The organism is Rufibacter latericius, assembly GCF_003721515.1.
In the GTDB taxonomy this organism is placed as follows: Bacteria; Bacteroidota; Bacteroidia; order Cytophagales; family Hymenobacteraceae; genus Nibribacter; species Nibribacter latericius.
Map to the genome: position 1 here is coordinate 210,242 of NZ_RJJD01000004.1, position 19,071 is coordinate 229,312.

A 19,071-nucleotide genomic window follows, 5' to 3' on the forward strand; every position below is an offset into this window, starting at 1 on the left:
ATAGGAAGGCTCAGGCAGTAGCCAGATGCGCCGTAAGTACGTCCTGAACGGTGGTCCAGCGCAGGTCTGGGTAGCGGTGGTTATCCAGCTTTGTCAGGTGCCCGCGGCCGTCCAGCATGTTGTGCATGTACTGCATGCCTTGCCAGGCGGGGTAGATTTCGTCTCCGCCGGGAGCCACCATCCGGGCCACTTTAATCATCAACCGGAACATGCCCAACCCGCCGGGGCGGAACAGGCTGTACTTTTCTCCAGACACTTGGCTCGCTACTTCCCTGATTTCCCGAGCGCTTAACTGGTCGCCGGCAATTCTCAGGAAGCGCGGCGTAGCGTCATCTAAGGCTGCCCGTGCGGTGAAGGCGGCCGTGTCATCCATGGTGGTGAAGTCCATACGCTGGTCGGCGTTGCCCCAGTACAGCACCCGCTTGTACTTGAAGAGCACGAGCGGCATCTGGCCGGTCAGCATATCGGCGAAGGCCCCGTTGAAAATAGTAGTGGAAATAATGGGGGCTTTGTTCAGGTACTGGTGGAATTCTTTCCGCAGGCCCAGGTTCCGGTTCTCTTCTATCGCAAGGTTGGTGAAATCAAGAGAAAAGTCTGAGGGAATAAAGCGGGGAACGCCCGCTGCCACGGCCGCATCCAGCAAGACCTTCTGCGTGTCAATGATGACGTCGCGCAAGCCAGACAAAGCTGATACTACACAGGAAACATTTTGGCAAGCCTTGGTGACTTCGGCCACGTTGGTCATGTCTGCCTCTACTACCTCAATGCCCTGTCTTCTGAGCTTTTCTACTTTTTGAGGGTCACTGCTGGCCCGGACAATCGCCCGTACCTGCGCGCCATTTTCAAGAAGAGAGGTTATTATTCTTCCGCCCAGATTACCGGTGCCACCTGCCACTAAAATCACTTTCTTCATCTTTTCCTGCTGCTGCTTCCCTGGCATTTGCCGCCAAGTCTGCTGTCTAACGATTTATTCTAATTGTTAACCGAAGATTGGCAGAGTTGTTTCTGGTAAGTGGCAACTTACAAGGAGTAGGTGCATAGACGCTCGCAGGAGCTCTGGACGTTGCGAGGTCTTGTTTTAGGCCTGAAAATGGAAAACCAGGTGAGAAATGCGTTTGCCTTACGGTGCTCAGGAAGAGATTCGTTTGAGCATGTTGCTGAAAATAAAGGCGTGAAACGGCAGCACCGCATACCAGTACAAGCGCCCCCACAACCCTAACGGCCGGAATGTGGCGGTCTGATAAAGGGTCTGCCCGATGATCTTGAACTCCAGCCAGGCCTCGCCAGGTAACTTCATCTCGGCGTAGAGGAGGAGGCGTTTTTCGGCACGATTGGCGTATAGTACCCGCCAGAAATCAAGCGATTCGCCGGCATGGATCATGGTGCTGTTCTTTCGGCCCCGCCGAAGGCCCACTCCGCCAAACAGCTTGTCAATAAACCCGCGCAGTTTCCAGAGCCAATTGGCGTAATACCATCCGTTCTCGCCGCCAATAGACCAGATTTTGTGCACCGATTTGTCTACTTGGGTCACTTCGGCCTGGCGTTTATCAGTGAAGCAGCCAAAGGTGGGAACGGTGAGCAATTTGGAGATTCCCTCGTTCAACACGTTGCTGGACAAGGCGTCTTTCCAGCTGGCTATCACGCCTTCGTTCTGGATGCGGTCAAAGGCCAACTTGATGGCAGTATCATAGGGCAGCAGCATGATGCCCAGAAACTCTTGGAGCCGGTTGTCTTTGCAAACTACTTCCACGCGCATGCTCTGCACCAGATTGGTAGCCAGCGTGTACGAAGTGGAGGTGACAAAGTAGAGCCAGTAGGAGGAGAGTTTGGGCGTCATGACCGGCACGGTGAGAATGGTTCGTTTCAGACCCCGTACTTTGGCAAAGCCCAAGAGCATTTGCTTGTAGGTGAGCACCTCGGGGCCACCAATGTCGAAGCTCTGGTCATACAGAGCCTCCTGACCCAAAACGCCTTTCAGATACTCAATGACATTTCTAATGGCAATGGGCTGAGATTTGGTGTTGAGCCACTTGGGCGCTATCATGATGGGTAATTTCTCCACCAGATCACGCATGATTTCAAACGAGGCGCTGCCCGACCCCAGAATAATGCCCGCCCGCAACGTTGTAAGGTGAAAGGTGCCCGAGGCAAGAATCTCTTCTACTACTTTCCTGGATTGCAGGTGCCGGGAGAGGTGTTGGTCATTGGTGATTCCCCCCAGGTAGATGACCTGTTTTGCCCCTGTTTTCTGGATTCTATCCCTGAAATGGAGCGCCGTAGCTTTCTCTAATTTCTCAAAATCCCCGTCCTCCGCCGACATGGAATGAATGAGGTAGTAGGCTGCCTCAATGTCATCTGGAATAGCGGTCAGAGATTCCTGGTCCAGAAAGTCAACCTCAATGACCTGCAGTTTGCCTGCGAAATACTTACCCGCATCGAACCGGTTCCTGTCGCGCACGCAACACACCACCTCATGGCCGTCTTTCAGCAGGGCCGGAAGCAGGCTCTGCCCAATGTACCCAGTAGTGCCGGTAAGTAAGATTTTCATGGTGGCTGGAGATAATTCCTCTCCTTCTTCGGAGGTGCGGTATTGCCAGAACAGCTTTGATTGGGTTTTGTTCTGGCGTGCTGTTGTAGAACCAGACTTTGGGTATTTGCCAAAAAAAGAAAATTTTCTGCTTAGAAATCTATTTTCAGGCCTACAGTCGATACCGACCTTTGGTGGAAAGCTTTTGGCAAAAGCTGCGGAAACTGAGCACGGGCAGCTGTTACAGACATTGCTTTTTTCCGGTTGCGTTTGGCTGAAAACAAGTACACCCCACCCGCCATAAACGAAACAAAACTGCCATTAAGTAAAAGGTCTGAGCTCTCACCTTGCTCCTTACCATTAAATGCTTCTCCCAACAATGCCATGTATCCCACTGACAGCAGAACTCCTCCGCTTATAATCAAAATCCTGCCAATCTTTCGTTGTGATTTACTTTTCTGTAAATAGTAGTACTCTGTGGTAGACGAAATACTATCTGGTACAGGTACTGCTGGCGGTGTACTTATCTGGTCGTAAGAAGTGGTGGTTAAGAGTAAAAGTAGCAGGAGGAGTAGGGTTGTTTTCATAGGTGTCGTTTAACTGGTAGTTGATAGTCCAGATGATGGTTGGCCTTTTTGGGTTGGCCTTAACTTTCCAGAAGCCGATATTTTAAAAATTGATTTTCAATCCCACTGTTGGAACTGCCTTTGTTATCAACGTTCCCGATGGGGGCAAGGGAACCTGTTCATAACCAATGGCCAAAGCCTTGGCTTTCCTCTTGTTGTGTCCGGCAGAGATAAAGGAGATGGTTCCACCGATTACTGATCCAACCCCAACTAATGCCAGCATGCCCGAAGTAGTATCGTTGTTGTTACTCTGCCCACCACTGGAGACGTAATCAATGGTTTCACTGATAGCCATCGCATACCCAAGGCCAATAAGCAGAACTCCTCCTCCTGTAAAAATCCAACCTTTCGTCTTTTTTACTTTGCTTTTCTGCAAGTAATACGCTTCGGTTCCTTTAGGAGCCCCTTGGATAGGCAAAGGAGTTACTGGGGCTTGGCCGTAACAAGCGGATGTCAGGATAAGAAATGTCAGGGCGTGTACAATCTTTTTCATGCAGCTTGGTTTTAGTGCCTACTCTTGCGGAATGCAGTTTTCTGCTTCTCTGTCATTATCTGTTCCAAAGGGGAATGAATAAAGGAAAATACAGGCTAAGAAAATTCTTGGGGATAAGCTTTCTTACCTTGTTTGATAGACCAGAAGGGGGCTGGAAATTTATTACTGAATATACCTTTTGTAAATGAATAAAAATCAATTGGCCTATAATTATTTAGGAGCCGCTTGAAGCTAGGTTGAAGAACCGAGAACTGTTTTTAAGCCTGTTTTCTAAAATGGCATTCAAAACCGCTTTATGCCTCTGAGAATATTAGGTAAGGGGGATGGGAGAAGAGGTCAGCTAGGTTCTCTCTGACACTTTCTCACGAATAATCCTTTAAAAGGAGGAGCTTCAAACCATTTAGAGTTTAAGGCTCTATTTCTGAAACCTAGCCCAAAAACAAAGAAGCCCGAAAGTTAGGCTTCCGGGCTTCTTATGAGATGTTGGTGATTACGTTACTTGCTCAATAAGTGGTCTGCGGCCAGAATCAGGAACATGTAATCAGAGGAACCGCCGCCAATTACATATTCGGTTTGTTGCCAGAGGTACGGCCAGTGCAGCAACTCGGGAAAGTCTGGGCGAATGAGGGCCGTGCCGGAGCCTACGCCGCCAGGGATGTAAGACCATTCATCGCGGTTGTTCCCATAAGCAGTAGTCAACGATTTGGCACCCACACCCGAGGCGAAGGAAGAAACATTGGAACCCGGGTGCACGCCTAGTACGAAGTTCATGGCGTGCAGCATGTAGGTTTTCGGGAAGATGGTGGGGTAGGAGGCATGCAGGAAATACTGCTGCACCCCGAAGTTCTGGATGCCCCAGCCGGCGCCCCAGATGTCTGGTTCATACGGCATGCCGTACGGCGTTTTCTTTTCTTGCTCTTCCACTACTTTCTTGTGGTTGGCCACGGCGGCCAATACCGCCGCTTTGTATTTCTTGTCTTTGATGAGCGGCAAGGTCCGGCCAATCACCCAACCTGTGCGGCCAATGTTCTTGGCGATGTCTTGGGTATTGTCCACGAGCCAATTGGCGTACTTCTTGTCCTTGGTGGAAAGGAGCAACTCGGCGGCAACATTCACGCGCTGCATCTTGTCTTTCTCTTTGGTACGGTCCCACAGTTCTTGGGCAATCTGCAGGCAGTGCGTGGACAGTGAATCATTGTAGCCTTTCAAAGCACGGGAAGCTACGGCTAAGCAGGAAGCCACCTGCAGTTCTCTGCCGGGGTTCTCTTCGGTGAACACCCAGCGGTCATCCGGGGCACCTTTCTGCCCGATCTCTGGGAGGGGATTGGGAGCTTTGGCAGCATCAAACACCACTTCATCGGTTTGGGTGGAGGCTTCTCCCAGCAACGTATATTGGCGCAAAGACGGCTCTATGATGCCACGGTACAGTCTGCCCAGATTGCGGTAACCGGCCACAATGGAAAGCGCACCGTGTTCTACCTGCTGTAGGATGTCGTTCTTTCCGTCAGGACGGTGCAGTTCGGCTATTTTCAGTTTCTGATCAATGCTGGTGTTGTCGTACTTTACCTTGAATTCTTCGAAAGCAAGCGATAAAATCCGGATTTCATCTGCTAAAGATTCCACGCGCATGTCATAGTCACCGGCATCGTGCCAGCCGCCTACGGCTAGGTTGGGCACGTGCTCGCCGGGTGCATATTTGGTCAACGTGCTGGGGCCGGAGATGTAGCCGTCAAAGTGGTTGTGGTTAAGGGGCGCCATACGGGCATCATCCAGGTGACAGGCGTCGTGCCACACTTTGTAGCGGTCGTTCACGCGCATGTGGCACATCTGCACCGGCAAAAACGTCTCAATCACCGACTGCCACACGTGCCGTTTGTACACCTGGTCGCTGATCTGGAACGGACTGGTTTCATAGGTGCCGTACTGCACTTTGTACATGCCGGGCTGCTCTACCTTAGTGAAATCAAACTGCAGGTAATGGTAGCGCAGGAACTTGCCCCATTCTTTTGGCTGCGTTTCCAGCACTTTCTCCAAGCCGCCGGTTTCCTTGATGCGGTACAAGGTCACCGGGTGGCGCTGCGTTTCGGTTTTGTCCAGCTCAATAACGGCCACTTTCTGTTGCTTGGGATGGTAGCCCACCTGCGAGATTTGCACCACGGGATCATACTTCCAGCCAACGATGGCATTAGGCATTATAAGCCATTCGATGGCCCCTTTTGAAGCGCCTTTCTTCACCAATGACCGCACCACAAACCAGCCGTTATTGTGCTGCGCCCGGCCATCAATCAATTGTAGGCCTTCACCTGTCACATTCTGGATGGTGAGCGTTTGCCGGGGATCTTCAGGCACGATGGTCAGTCTCTGCCCTGAGGCTAGCGGCGTGGTCTGGTATTCTTTGGAAGCATCATAGAAGCCAGGGCCGTTCAGTTGCCGCGGGAAAATCCCGAACTGCTTGTCCATGTAGTAGCTCTGCCCGAACAGAATGCCTGGAAACAACTCAAAGTTGAAGCCTACTTTGCCAATCCATTCATCGGGCAGGGGCTGGTCCAAATCTACGATGATTCTAAAGTTTTTGCCCTCGGGCCGCACCTTCACCTCGTAGGCAAAATTCAGATCTGGGTAGATGATGGGGTTGAAGCCTTTGCGGTTTTTGTCCGGGTCTGGGTACTGCATCCGTACGCTGATGGTCTGGGTAGCTTTGTCCACTACGCGCGGACCTACCTTGGGCACCGGTTGCCATTGCCCGGGTGTGGGCTCCAGGCGTAAATCTCCGTTGGTGCCAATGCGCAGGCCGTTCTGGATGATGCCCACACCGCCCTGATGGCTCTCGGGGTAGAAGTCGTGGGCCAACATCACGTTCAGGCCGGGCATCTCTAAGTATTCCAATTCGTTCAGCTTTAAGCCGCCGCTGGTGTTGGCCTGGGCGAGCGCATCGGGCGCTTGCAGGGCAAGCACCGCTACGGCCGTAAGGCAGGAGGCTCTTTTGAGTAGTTTTTTGATCATTGGGTTTTAGAAGGTTCGTTTCGGGTCTGTTTTCTGAAAATAAGTGCGTAAACGCAAGATTTGACCAAGGGGAGGGTATGCATTCCCGTCAAGAGAGAATCCTTGGGACCTCTGGGCAAGGCTTACTTTTTGGTAGCAGGCAGTTCATCCAAAGTTAGGGTATGGGGCAAATTGTAGACTTCTTTCACCCGCTCTGGGGTGTTGTGGGTTTCTAACCAGTTGGCCCAAACCATAAACCAGGACCACTTGGGCTGTACCTGCAGGATTTCGGGTTTGGGAAGTTCGCCTACCTCGCCCAGGGTGATCAGTTTGCCTTTGGCCAGGGCCAGCAGCTCGTTGTAGTCTTTCTGCTCGTAATCGAAATTGTAGACATCAGTGGCCAGAATATCTACGTATTTGGCGCCAGGATAGAAGAGGTGGTAGGAGAAGGCCTCGTCTTTGGGGATGTCACGCGGGGCGTTGGCGTTCCAGACCCAGAGCAGGTTGTTGAGTTTGTGGTGGTTGGTATAGCGGTCATAGAGCATGGTCCAGAGTTTCTGGTAGCCGTCTTTGCCTTTCTTGTCGCCCCACCAGAACCAGACGCCGTTCATCTCATGGTAAGGGCGCCAGAGCACCGGTACGTTAGCGGCCTGCAATTGCTTCAGGTACTCGGCGGTTTGGTCTACCTGCGCCAGCCATACCTTGTGCAGCGCGGTCCCGGGCGTGGTGAGTTCTTTCCACTGCTGGTCGGTGAGTTCGCCCTGAATACTTTCTTTCCAGCGGAAAGGGGCTGTGTCAATGGGCCGGCCGGCGTGCCACATCAGCGTGACGATGTGCCCCTGCTGGTGTTTCTGGATGGCCTCTTTCACGATTTCAGCGCCGGGGTCCTGGGTGCCGCGCCAGATGAAGTCGGTTCCCCAGATGGCAGGCTGCTTGCCGGTGCGGGCGACCACCATTTCTGAGAACTTGTTGGGTGTCTCGTTGTAGTTGTGCTGCCCAGACAGGAGGTACTTCCCATTGATTTCATATAAATACGCAAGAAGTTTTTTGGCCTCGGGCGTGGCATTGGGGTTCACCGGCGCGATGCCCTGGCCCAGACATTGCAGACTTAAGATCAGGAAAGAAAAGAGTAAAGTTTTTCTCATACAGGTAGTATCGCTATTTCTGTTTTTGGAGTGTTTTATAGTTTTGGTGCTTTAAACGCGCCACGCAGTTGGCCATGGCGCGGAGCTGATGGTAGTTGCCTTTCCAGATATGGCCTTTGAGCGCCGTCTTTTGCTGGGGTTCTTTGTCCAGGCCGCCCGCGTACCAGCCGCCGTGTTCCTGGTCAATGAGGTAGGTGGAAATGTAGCGCCAAAGCATCTCAAATTTCTGGTAATACTGCATCTGGTCTTGGGGGAAGAGGTCGGCCATAAGCAGGAGCGCGTTGAGCCCTTCGGCCTGGGCCCACCAGTTCTTGCTGTCTTTGGTGATGGTGAGGTGGGTGTCTCCTTTGAAATAATAACCCTCGTCATAGAAGCCGCCTTTCTCCGTGTCCCAACCAGTGCGCAGCGCATGGTCTACCATCCGTTTGGCTACGCGCGGGGTGGTGGTGTCGTTCTTCAGCCCCAGAACGTGCGAGGCTTCCAGCATGAGGTAAGCGGTTTCCACATCATGCCCGAAGGACACGTGGTCCAGGTAGCGGTGCCGCAGAATGGTTTCTTTATCGGTGTCCCGGAAAGAGACGGGCGTCCAGTTGGGTTGGAAAAACAGCACCATGTACCCTTGCGGAGTGGTGATTTTGTCGCGGATCAGGAATAGCATTTCCTCTAGCCGTTGGCGTACCAGTTGGTCGGGCCAGATTTGGTAAAGTTCGGTGAAAGCCTCCAGTAAATGGATGGAGGTGTTCTGGTCTTTGTAGCCCAGGTCTGCCGTGGAAGGAATGGTATCGGGCCGAACGATGGGTGTTCCGTCCAGTTTCAGGTGCTGGAAATATCCTTTGTGCACCGGGTCATGGCTGTGTTTTTCCAACCACCGAAACGTTTCCTGCGCCAAGATCAACGCCACCTTGTCACCGGTAGCTTTGTAGTACGCCGACAAAGCGTACAGCGCGAAGGCGTTTCCGTAGGCTTCCTTCTCCGCAAAGCCTCGGCGGATAACCTGGCCCTGCCGATTTACCAGCGTGTGAAAGCCTCCGTTCTTTTTGTCCCAGAAGACATCGCGAAGGAAAGCGAAGCCGTGGCGGGCGCCTGTTTTAAAATGCGCTTCTTTGGGGTAAAGCTGTGAGGCGATGGCGTTGGACCAGGTATGGCGCGCCTGTGTGACAATCATCTTGTCCTGAGAACCAGTGGGCTGCCAGTCATAAGTGAACGAACATAGGAAACCTCCATGCTGCATGTCTATGCTCCTGGGGTACCACACGTTCAGCAACTTAGTGCGCATGGACTTCTCTATCTCTGCCGCTATTTTCGCCCGGTTTTGCCTACCCGAGGCCACAAACGAGAGCAGCGAAACCGCCATCAAAACCAGAGAAAAGCGCAGAACCCTGAGACCGTAAAGTAGCGACATAGGAAAGGTGTGGGAAGACTATTTCCTATAAATATAACACCATTTTAAATAGCCATTTGCTACAGATCCTTGATAAGTTTCTGCTTCCTGAGACAAAGCAAGGCTTCTCTGTTTTACAGCGTTTAAAGGTTGAGAAATCGTGAAAGAATCATTCCCGCAGCGTGATTGCGTGAACTGTGCGGTACTTTTGTTTTTAATGTTACTTTGCCGAAAAGGGGCCATAAACGGCATCGCGGAAGCGCTTGTGCACTTGGCCGTCAAAGGGGAATACCTGCACGAACAGAACAGCAGTAAGGTCGTTGACCGGGTCTACCCAGAACAAAGTGCTGGCCGCACCGTCCCAGAAGAACTCACCTACAGCGCCGTTGTTCTCTTCTTTGGAAACCGGCGGATGCAAACGTACCGCGAAGTCAATCCCGAAACCGACCTGGCCTTTGCTGGGCAGCCACATGCGCTGCGTCACACTGTCTGACAACTGGTTTGTAGCCATCAGTTTAACGGTCTCGGGTTTCAGGATTCTAGCTTTGCCCAGGGTACCCTTGCTCACCAGCATGCGGGCGAACTTCATGTAATCATCCAAGGTGGAGGTGAGTCCCCAACCGCCCGGTTTCAAGGCGAAATCTTTGGTGTTGAAAAGATTGTCTAGGTCTGGAACGCGGGTCAGTTGGCCCTCTTCGCCTTTGCGGTAGGTAGCGGCAAACCTGCTTTTATCATCTTCCGGCACCACGTAGCGGGTGTTGGTCATGCCCAGCGGCATAAAGATGTTTTCCTGCAGGTACTGGGCAAAAGGCTTACCCGAAAGGCGCTCTACCAGATAGGCCTGCACGTCTACCGATGGCCCGTACGACCACTGCTCACCTGGCTGAAACAGAAGCGGCAAACTGGCCAATTTTTTCACCATCTGCTCCAGCGTGTTGTTGGGGTTGGAAAGATCTGCCTTCTGTAACACATCACTTATACCCGGAAGGTCGGTAGTGGTCGCGAACCCAGCGGTATGGCGCGTGATGTCCCGGACGGTGATAGGACGTTTCAGCGGCTCCAAGATCAGATTGCCTGAGGCATCCACGCCTTTGTACACCTTCATGTTGGCAAACTCCGGGGCGTATTTTGAAAGCGGGTCATCCAGTTTGAAAGCGCCTTTTTCATAGAGTTTCATCAGGGCTACCCCGGTCACCGGCTTGGTCATGGAATAGATGCGAACAATGGTGTTCCGGTCCATCTTCGCCTTGGCTTCGCGGTCTGCATACCCGAAAGCGTTGTGATACACCTCTTTGTTCTTCTCAAAGATCAACGCCGATGCTCCTGCTACTCTGCCTGAATCCACAAAACTTCTCAAGGCCGCATCAATCCTTGCTTTCACCGTTTTGTTTATGATGACAGGAGGCTTCTTGTCCTTTTTACCTGTAGGCGGCAGTTTGAAGGAAAAGGCTGTAAGGGATATGAATAGTAAAGCGTAGATGATTTTATTCATGGTTATGTTTTTGAAGCTTAAAACGGAAGTGATGCAAAACAGCACTTCCGAATATACTACTTTGGGAGGCGACTGTGAAATAGGTGCTCAATATTATGAGTAGCTCCAGGAGCAAAAGAAAACAGACCCAAAAACTTGTGTCTTTGAGCCTGTTTTCTTAAAAGACAGCCAAAACGAGTTTTACTTTTTAGCCTTGGTTTAGGTCATGTATCACTTCTACTTTGTCTGTTCAATCTTTTCCAGAAGTAAACGGAATATTCTCTTGAATACAAAGGTGACTCAGGTAATCCTTGAACAGTAATTAGTCAGGTAGTGGTGCACGCTTCCTTCAATCTACCACCACAAACTTATATCTCTTGAGCTGGCCCTCCTCAGACAGGCTGAGGATATACACGCCACTGGGTAGGTTCCTGGTGTCAATTTCACCGGTGCCGGTAAACTGGAAAGTAGAAAGGATATGTCCGCCGATATCTGAAACATACGCCTCAATGGTTTCAGGGCTAGTTGACTTAACCATGATGACTGCGCCTCGTCTGGCGGGACTGGGGTATAATTCCAGCATGGGGCTTTGGATGCTTTCAGAGATTGCGGCAATGCCTGAGACAATGCCGGTGTTTACTTTGAAGACATCGGTGAGGCATTTTTTACCATCCGTCACCTTGTATGTGGTGGAGGTTCGTGGGTTTACGATGATGCTTCGGGTGGTAGCGCCGGTTGACCATCTATACGTGCCCACCCAAGAGGCCGATAGCTTGGTGGGAGTGCCCGGGGCTATATTTTTGGTAAGGGTCTTGTTCACGTCATGCATGATGGTGAATTTGTCGAAGACGGTGCCGTCTTTGCGCAGCATTTTGCCGTCTAGGCGGTTGGCTTCAATCTCCAGGTAAAACATGCCGCCGTCATTTACCGCAAATGGCAACGCATTATGCGGATAGCCATATTGTACTCTTCCCGATGCGCCGGAGGAACCTGCCACCACATACACGGTCCCCCGGTTTCTTTTGCCCGATGTGGTGATGTAGGGGCAAGAATTGAAACTGCCGTCATACTTGGCGCTGGAGCTGCTTTTGGCATGGATAGACAGGTTGAAGCTGGCCTCTGTGCCGTAATAGTTGTTCAGCAAATAGGAGCGCTCGTAGTTATGGCTGTGGCCGGTGAGCACCAGGTCCACCCCATGGCGCTCCAGAATGCGGATGAAGTTCCCCCTCAGTTTTTTCAACTCTTCATCAACATCTGAATTGTGGCTTCCCTTTGAAAAGGGCGGATGGTGCCAGTACACAATGACCCACTTCTTGCGGTTGGCCTGCAAATCTTTCTTCAACCACTGAACCTGTACCCCCAAGGTGTCATAGAGTTTGGTATAATCGGCGGCTTCTCTACCGTAGGAGTCCAGGCTGATAAAGTGCGCGTTGCCCCAATCAAAAGAGTAAAAGGCCTTGGTGCCCGAAGCCACACCTCCGCACTCTCCCGCCGTGGGCATGGAAAAGTTGGTATAATAGCCACCTCTATCCCGGGCGGTAATCGGGTAAATGGATTTGTATTCGTGGTTGCCTATAGCCGGAAACAGGATGTGGTTTTTGAGGATGTTTTCACCAAAAGGGCCGAAAAACTCCCTTCTATAGTCTCCGTCGCTGCCGCCAGGGTAAGCGTTGTCTCCCAGGATAAGTAAAAGCTCAGCCGGATTTGTTTTGGTATAATTAAGATAGGAACTTAAAGAGCCAGATCGGTTCCCGTTTTCGTTTTCCCCGCAATCGCCTAGCACGGCAATCCTGATTTTCCTGATGGTATTGTCTCTAGGGGCCGTTCTGAAATAATTGCTTCTGCCGCTCTGCAGAACCTGGGTAGAGCTGCCAAACCTGTAATAGTACTTTGAGTCGGGGGTTAAACCTTTGATCCTAACCTCATGCTTGGTAGTGAGGACAGGATCTGTGGCAGAATGGGTATACACACCATACGTGGTGCCTACCTGTATTTTTGAATCGGTGGGAATGTCGGTTCTCCAGCGCAAAGTAACGGCTGTTTGGTTGCCCACCTGTAAATAGGGCCCGCGGGTAAGTTGAGCTGCAATCACATTGCTTATCACATCCTGTTCCAGGTGTAAGGGCATAAAGCTCTTATTGGCTGTAGTTAGGAGAGCCTCCCCCGCAAAGGCATTTGAGTGAACAGGTAAGGCGGCTTTGCCGGTAGTAAGCCCGGGCTTTTTGCTTTCATTGTCGGGATTGTTAGGCCAACTGCGATAGGGAATGGTACCACCAAGTAGATAATAGGGGTACCCCGCATTTAAAAAAATAGCACCCTTAGAGGTGCCTTGATGTGACATGGTTTTCAGGTATTTCCAGTTTGCCTCCAACGGCGCAAGTTCCTTGGGCGCCATTGCCTTAAAGCTAAAAAGCAGCAAGCTGTAAAGAGTGGTGGTTGTAATCATGAGAAGAGAGTAGAGGTTCAATCAAACGATAGAAGCCCTTTCAAGGACTTACCGAGGCAGCATGAACTTTTCTCATGGGGGAGAAGGCTAACCAGGGTAGAAGTTGCCTTAGATGAGAAAACGGGAAGTTTTGGATTATACGTGCCAGTTTTGGGAACGTCTAAACCAGAAACAGGAGTATTCTTGAAAGAAAGATAACCTATTTAGGTTTAAATTGTTTAAACTTTTCTTGAAAGAAGCTTAAAATGTGCCAGAAGCAGTCTTTAAACACAAAAATGCCCATTGTAGTCTGAGACTATAAAAGAACCCTTAAACTGCCGGATTATAGAGTAGAGGAAAGGCCTTCAGGAAAGCAAAATGATTTTTCATAGGTTTGTACCGTCTGTAGTGGTCAAAATCCGTAAGGAAACTACCAGACGCAGGGCAAAGGAGATGTCGGCTGTTTTAGGCCCTTATTCCTGAAAACCGCTTTAAAACAAAAAGCCGTTTCTACTTCCTCCTTCGCCGGCTTCTTTTTGAACTCTATCTCATGAAATACCTTTTCGCTTTCCTTTTCCTGATTTCTTTTCTTCCTGCCTCGGCGCAAGTGACCGTAGAGGGACGCGTGCTGGATGCCCGGTCACAGCAGCCGCTGGAAGGGGCTGTGGTCAGTGAAAATGTGACCGGCAATCAAGTGCTGACCGATGCCTCGGGCCAGTTCCGGATTATGCTGGCCTCTCCTTCTGATACTTTGTTAGTGCAGCGGGTCACCAGCCACCGCCTGCAGAAACTGGTGGTGCCGCAAAACCGGAAACAACTGGTGATTTTATTGGAGCCGCTGGCCGTTAATCTGCAGGAAGTGGTGGTGCGCGGCTACGAGACCCGCCGACCCTTGCAGAAAACAGCAGGGGCCATTGGCCTGCTTTCTACCCGAGACCTGGAGCGGTTTTCCCAGACCACGCTGGTGCCGGCCCTCAACACCTTGCCCGGCGTGCGCATGGAAGAACGGGCCACGGCCAGCTACCGCATCTCCATCCGGGGAAGTTCCCTGCGGGCTCCGTACGGTGTGCGAAACGTGAAAGTCTACCTAAACGAGGTGCCCCTGGTAGAAGCCAACGGCACCATTCCGCTGAACATGCTGGATGCCGCCACCATCGGGAACATAGAAGTCATTAAAGGCCCGGCGGGCAGTGTGTACGGGGCGGGCACCGGCGGCACCATTCTACTGGAGACGGTGCGGCCCCTAGAGAGCAGCGTCATGGCAGGGATGCAGGTGGGTTCTTACGGTTTGCGCCGAGGGTTTGCCTCCACCAGCCTTGCCACCGAGAAATCGAATTTGCTGCTGCGTTATGACCGGCAGACCCAGGACGGATACCGCGAGCAAAGCGCCATGGACCGGAAGACGCTGCTCCTTTCAGGGCAATTTTTCCCAAACCAGAAGCAAACCCTTTCCTTTCACGCCCTGTATTCCGATCTGTTCTACGAGCTACCCGGGGCGCTTACCCGTGAGCAGTTCGATGCCAATCCACGCGCGGCGCGGCAGTTGAACAAAGACCAGAACGCTTCTCTCAACGTGGAAGGCCTGAACCTGGGCTTTGTGCACAACTACCAGTTCAACGAGCGATGGAGCAATACTTCTTCCTTTTTTGGCGTCTTCAGCTTCCTGAACCATCCGTTCGTAACCGATTATGAGCGAAATACTAACCAGAGTTTTGGCGGACGCACCCGCACGACTTACCGAACCCAGCTCGGGTTGTTGCCCGCCCGCTTCACTCTGGGAGCCGAGGCGCAGCGCCGTTTCGTGAACGCCCGGCAGTACGTGAACAACGCTGGTACGCCCGGCCCATTAAACTATGACGATGAGGTGACGGTAAAAGAAGGCTTTGTTTTCGGGCAGGCCGAAGTAGATTTTCCCGCGGAGTTCCTGCTCACCGTTGGAGCCAGCCTGAATGCCCTGCGTTATGACATCGCCCGGGTCTCCGAGGCCGCTACCAACCCCAACTACAAACAAACCCGCAGCATTGACGCCCAGTTTTCCCCTCGGGTTGGATTGGTAAAAGTGATCTCGCCCACGTTGTCAGCGCACGCGAGTGTGAGTGCCGGGTTCTCTCCGCCCACCGAGGCCGAGATCCGTCCTTCAGACGCAAGCATCAACACCGGATTGCAGCCCGAGCGCGGGTTGAATTATGAGGCCGGTTTCCGGGGAAGTCTGTTAAACCAGCGCTTCACGTTTGACGTGGTAGCCTTCCATTTCAAGCTGAAAGAAACCATCGTGAGCCGGACCACGCCTTCTGGGGTGGCGGTTTTTGCCAATGCGGGCGCTACCCGGCAGCAGGGAGTAGAAGTGGCAGCGGGTTATGCCTTCGTGCAGGCCCCGGAAGAGGCTTTGCGTTTGCTCCGGTTATGGGGAACCTACACCTACAACCGTTTCCGGTTTTTGAATTACCAGCAGAACGAGAATGACTTTTCGGGCAACCGTTTGACGGGTACTGCGCCGCATGTAGCCGTAGCAGGTCTGGATGTAGAAAGCCAACTGGGGCTATACCTCAATGCCACCGCCAACTACTCCGCAGAAATTCCGCTGAACGATGCCAATACCGTGTACGCGCCAGACTACTTTATCCTGGGTACCCGCGCTGGTTTCCGGAGGACCTTCGCGCAGACCTGGCACCTGGACCTGTATGGCGGCGTAGACAATGCCACCGATAAAGACTACAGCCTGGGGAATGATTTGAATGCCTTCGGAAATCGTTACTTCCAGGCAGCCCCCGGCCGTAACTTCTATACCGGGCTGCAACTCCGGAAGAGTTTTTAACCCGTTTTCAGGAAAACAGACCTAGAATTTGCTTTTAAAAGCAACCTATTTACTGTTATGAGATTAATAGTGGAAAGCGCCACTCAAGAAAAAAGGCGTTTCCGGGTTGTTTTCCCGAAAACGCCTTTAAAACAGGTTTACTTTATGCCGGTAAACCGATAAGAATCAGCTTAGAAAGCGCGACCTTGGGCTTTGGCTTTGCGGCCTTTTTTAACAGGCTCTTCTTTCTTCACCTCAGGGGTAGCCGGACCATCAGCTTTCGCTAACACCGGGGCACCGTCTGGATCCAGTTCCACCACATCGTAGCCCAGTTTCTCCAGACCTGGTTTGATAGCGGCTTTGTCGCCCACGAGCATGATGCTCATGTTATCTACCGGCAGGTACTTTTTGGCCAGCGCATTGATCTCTTCCTTGGTGATGTTCTTCAGGATCTCGTTCTGCTTGGTCACGTAATCCGGTGTCAGGTTATAGCGCAGGATATTGTTCAGGAAGGCCGCTTTCTGGAACGCAGTCTCGTAACGGCGGGCATCAGACTGCCCGATGGCGTTCTTCATGAAAGCCAGTTCTTCGTCTGTAATCCCTTCTTCTCTGAAGCGCTTGATCTCTTTCATGAACTCCACTACAGAAGCATCAGAAGCGTTAGAACGCACCCCAGCCGAAGCGGTGAACGGACCAGCTTCCTCTGTGCCGTTGAAGCCAGAACGAGCGCCGTAGGTGTAGCCTTTGTCTTCGCGCAGGTTCAGGTTGATGCGGCTGTTGAAAGCGCCACCCAATACGTAGTTCATCAGGTTGGCTTTGTAATACTCGCCGGTGGCATCGTACGGAAGGGCCATGTACCCGATTCTGATCTCAGACTGGGCCGCTTTCTCTTTGTCCACGATGAAGATCTTGGTCTTGTCAATGCTGGCCGCCTTGAAGTTAGCCGGCATGGTCACTGGTTTTGGGGCCCATTTATTCAAAAAGGCCAGTTTCGGCATCACCTGCTTTTGGTCTACATCGCCCACTACCACCAGGTTGGTCACAGATGGAGAGAAGTAGTTCGCGTAGAATTTCTTCACGTCATCCAGGGTGATGCTTTCCACAGTCTGCACGGTGCCCGCTACCGGAATGGCTTGGATGTTGCCCTCGCCGTACAGCATTTTTAAGTACACATTGTCAGCAACCACGGTAGGCTGGGTGCTCTGGTTTTTGATGGCTTCCAGACGCTGTTTCTTGATCCGGTCAAACTCGGAAGCATCGAAACGCGGACGGAACATGCGCTCTTCCAGCAAGGCCAGGGTAGCATCCAGGTTTTTCACCTGAGAAGACACCGAAACCGTCATGCTTTCAGCGCCGCTCCCGAAGTTGATGCTGGAACCCAGTTTCTCCAACTCGGTGCTGATTTGCTCAGCGGTGAGTTTCTGCGAAGACTCGTTCAGCATGGAAGCGGTCAGGGAAGCTAAACCTGCTTTAGTCGGCTCGTTCGCTTCCAGTTTGTGGCCGCCTTGCAGCGTGAACAACATGGTTACGGTTGGTACCTCGTCGCTCTTGGCACCGATTACCTTGATGCCGTTGGCTAGGCTTTCTTTCCAGAACGGAGGAACGGTGATGGCCGGAACAGCGCCAGCAGCGGGCTTCTTGCTGCGGTCAAAGGTGTCTTTGGCTTTCACGTACTTCAGGCCAGAGTATTGGTCAGCCGGGGCTTTGTAACCGCTTGGGTCCACCTTGAAGTTATCGGCTTTGGCGATCAACTCGGTTTTGCCTTTCGGCACCACGCTCAGGATAACCGCTTTTTTGCCTTTGATGTACTGGTTATACACGCGCATCACATCGGCTTTGGTCACCGCGTTCACCGCCTGTCTTTCCTTTGTGATAAAGTTGGCATTGCCAGTCATGAATTGATAAGCCGCCAGAGTAGACGTTTTTCCGGATACGCTGGACATTCTGTTGATCACGCTGGCCTCATAAGAAGCTTTGTAACGGGCGATGTCTTCATCGGTCACGCCTTTTTTCTCGAACTCCGCAATGGCGTCGCGCAATTGTTTCTCGGCATCGGCCAGGTTCTGGGTAGGAAGCACGCGAGCTGAAAGCGCGAATTCACCCGCTAATTCTGACGTAGAATGATACGCACCGGCTTGGTTGGCCTTCTGCGTTTTCACCATGTTCTGGTAGATGATTGACGTTCTGCTTCCGCCGATGATGTCAGAAAGCACATCCAAAGCCGGTTCATCTGGGTGATTGGCCGGAACGGTTGGCAAGGTAATCTGTACCAGCGGGAAGCGCACGTTGTCCTCGTAGGAGATGTAACGATCCTGGGCGAGTACCGGAGCAGGCAACTTTTGGTTTTTCACCTCCGGGCCGCGTTGGATAGAACCGAAGTATTTCTCGGCCAGTTTCACTACTTGTTCAGGCGTTACGTCACCACCCACGGTGAGGGTAGCGTTGTTAGGGCCGTACCAGCGCAGGAAGAAGTTTTTCAGGTCATTTACGTTTACCCGGTTCAAATCCTCAATGTACCCGATGGTAGTCCAGGAATACGGGTGACCATAAGGGTACAGGGCGGCACTTACTTTCTCGTAAGCCAAGCCGTAAGGGGCGTTGTCTACGCGTTGGCCACGCTCGTTTTTCACGGTCTCGCGCTGTACCTCAAATTTTTGCTGGGTCACGGCATCCAACAAGAAGCCCATGCGGTCAGCCTCTAACCACAGAGCGGTCTCTAGTTGGTTGGAAGGAACAGTCTCAAAGTAATTGGTTCGGTCGCGGTTGGTGGTTCCGTTCAAGGTTCCGCCTACCTCAGAAACAATTTTGAAGTGCTCTTCATCGGCTACGTTGTCAGAGCCCTGGAACATCATGTGCTCAAAGAAGTGCGCGAAGCCAGACTTGCCTACTTCCTCGCGGCCCGAGCCTACGTGGTAGGTCACGTCTACGTGCACGATTGGGTCAGAGTGGTCTTCGTGTACGATTACCGTCAGGCCATTAGGCAACTGGTATTTTTCGTAAGGGATCACCAGCTCGCCGCTTTTGCGGGTCACCGTTTCCAGTTTGCGGGTGCCTCCCTGCGACTTAGTGGCAGTAGTGGTGGCTTTCTTGGCTGGCGTGGCTTTGGTCTGCGCCTGCGCCTGCGATAACATGGCGGCAGCCAGCAAGATTGCCAGAGTGCTCTTCTTTGACATGCGAATAGTTTGTTTGGGTTGGGTAAAAGGTATGTCTCTGCTTATAATGATATG

At 52.0% G+C, this 19,071-nt stretch carries 11 protein-coding genes and 1 pseudogene; 1 reads left to right on the forward strand and 11 read right to left on the reverse strand.

All coding sequences use genetic code 11. The features are described 5' to 3' along the window. Positions 1-10: 10 nt before the first annotated feature. The 9 genes from EFB08_RS08845 to EFB08_RS08885 all read right to left on the reverse strand — a co-directional run bounded on the left by EFB08_RS08845 (position 11) and on the right by EFB08_RS08885 (position 13,071). Positions 11-940 carry an NmrA family NAD(P)-binding protein gene (locus EFB08_RS08845; protein ID WP_227006272.1) on the reverse strand — a complete coding sequence of 310 codons (930 nt, stop codon included), beginning with the start codon at positions 938-940 and terminating at the stop codon, positions 11-13. Positions 941-1,129: 189 nt separating this feature from the next. Continuing rightward, entirely contained in the window at positions 1,130-2,548 is a 1,419-nt protein-coding gene (locus EFB08_RS08850; RefSeq protein ID WP_123126584.1) for an SDR family oxidoreductase, read from the reverse strand. A 131-nt stretch (positions 2,549-2,679) separates the two neighbouring features. Further along, positions 2,680-3,114 carry a hypothetical protein gene (locus EFB08_RS08855; protein ID WP_123126585.1) on the reverse strand — a complete coding sequence of 145 codons (435 nt, stop codon included), beginning with the start codon at positions 3,112-3,114 and terminating at the stop codon, positions 2,680-2,682. Positions 3,115-3,196: 82 nt separating this feature from the next. Next, entirely contained in the window at positions 3,197-3,646 is a 450-nt protein-coding gene (locus EFB08_RS08860; protein WP_123126586.1) for a hypothetical protein, read from the reverse strand. A gap of 495 nt (positions 3,647-4,141) precedes the next feature. Then, on the reverse strand, positions 4,142-6,649 hold the full coding sequence (locus EFB08_RS08865) for a glycoside hydrolase family 9 protein (protein ID WP_123126587.1): 2,508 nt from the start codon (positions 6,647-6,649) through the stop codon (positions 4,142-4,144). A 122-nt stretch (positions 6,650-6,771) separates the two neighbouring features. After that, complete coding sequence (locus tag EFB08_RS08870) at positions 6,772-7,773, reverse strand: glycosyl hydrolase (protein WP_123126588.1); 1,002 nt, start codon at positions 7,771-7,773, stop codon at positions 6,772-6,774. Between the two features lie 13 nt (positions 7,774-7,786). Next, the gene (locus EFB08_RS08875) at positions 7,787-9,175 is read right to left on the reverse strand and encodes an AGE family epimerase/isomerase (protein ID WP_123126589.1); all 1,389 of its coding nucleotides are present in this window, start codon (positions 9,173-9,175) and stop codon (positions 7,787-7,789) included. A 199-nt stretch (positions 9,176-9,374) separates the two neighbouring features. Beyond that, positions 9,375-10,646: a serine hydrolase domain-containing protein gene (locus EFB08_RS08880; RefSeq protein ID WP_123126590.1), complete on the reverse strand. Its 1,272-nt coding sequence runs from the start codon at positions 10,644-10,646 to the stop codon at positions 9,375-9,377. 328 nt (positions 10,647-10,974) lie between these two features. Continuing rightward, entirely contained in the window at positions 10,975-13,071 is a 2,097-nt protein-coding gene (locus EFB08_RS08885) for a metallophosphoesterase (RefSeq protein ID WP_123126591.1), read from the reverse strand. Between the two features lie 529 nt (positions 13,072-13,600). Between EFB08_RS08885 and EFB08_RS08890 the strand changes: the two genes are divergently transcribed. Next, positions 13,601-15,865, forward strand: coding sequence for a TonB-dependent receptor (locus EFB08_RS08890; protein ID WP_123126592.1), 2,265 nt, complete (start codon positions 13,601-13,603; stop codon positions 15,863-15,865). Between the two features lie 170 nt (positions 15,866-16,035). On the opposite strand, the gene EFB08_RS24010 is transcribed toward EFB08_RS08890, so the two are convergent. Beyond that, positions 16,036-17,670: a M16 family metallopeptidase gene (locus EFB08_RS24010; protein WP_394342962.1), complete on the reverse strand. Its 1,635-nt coding sequence runs from the start codon at positions 17,668-17,670 to the stop codon at positions 16,036-16,038. Between the two features lie 153 nt (positions 17,671-17,823). Then, a pseudogene (locus EFB08_RS24015) lies at positions 17,824-19,017 on the reverse strand (M16 family metallopeptidase); the annotation flags it as partial. Between the last annotated feature and the right edge of the window lie 54 nt (positions 19,018-19,071).

Excerpts from the sequence above, each read along its gene's own strand:
- EFB08_RS08845 (WP_227006272.1), bottom strand. The coding sequence starts at position 940 with ATGCCAGGGAAGCAGCAGCAGGAAAAGATGAAGAAAGTGATTTTAGTG.
- EFB08_RS08850 (WP_123126584.1), bottom strand. The coding sequence starts at position 2,548 with ATGAAAATCTTACTTACCGGCACTACTGGGTACATTGGGCAGAGCCTG.
- EFB08_RS08855 (WP_123126585.1), bottom strand. The coding sequence starts at position 3,114 with ATGAAAACAACCCTACTCCTCCTGCTACTTTTACTCTTAACCACCACT.
- EFB08_RS08860 (WP_123126586.1), bottom strand. The coding sequence starts at position 3,646 with ATGAAAAAGATTGTACACGCCCTGACATTTCTTATCCTGACATCCGCT.
- EFB08_RS08865 (WP_123126587.1), bottom strand. The coding sequence starts at position 6,649 with ATGATCAAAAAACTACTCAAAAGAGCCTCCTGCCTTACGGCCGTAGCG.
- EFB08_RS08870 (WP_123126588.1), bottom strand. The coding sequence starts at position 7,773 with ATGAGAAAAACTTTACTCTTTTCTTTCCTGATCTTAAGTCTGCAATGT.
- EFB08_RS08875 (WP_123126589.1), bottom strand. The coding sequence starts at position 9,175 with ATGTCGCTACTTTACGGTCTCAGGGTTCTGCGCTTTTCTCTGGTTTTG.
- EFB08_RS08880 (WP_123126590.1), bottom strand. The coding sequence starts at position 10,646 with ATGAATAAAATCATCTACGCTTTACTATTCATATCCCTTACAGCCTTT.
- EFB08_RS08885 (WP_123126591.1), bottom strand. The coding sequence starts at position 13,071 with ATGATTACAACCACCACTCTTTACAGCTTGCTGCTTTTTAGCTTTAAG.
- EFB08_RS08890 (WP_123126592.1), top strand. The coding sequence starts at position 13,601 with ATGAAATACCTTTTCGCTTTCCTTTTCCTGATTTCTTTTCTTCCTGCC.
- EFB08_RS24010 (WP_394342962.1), bottom strand. The coding sequence starts at position 17,670 with ATGCGCGTGTATAACCAGTACATCAAAGGCAAAAAAGCGGTTATCCTG.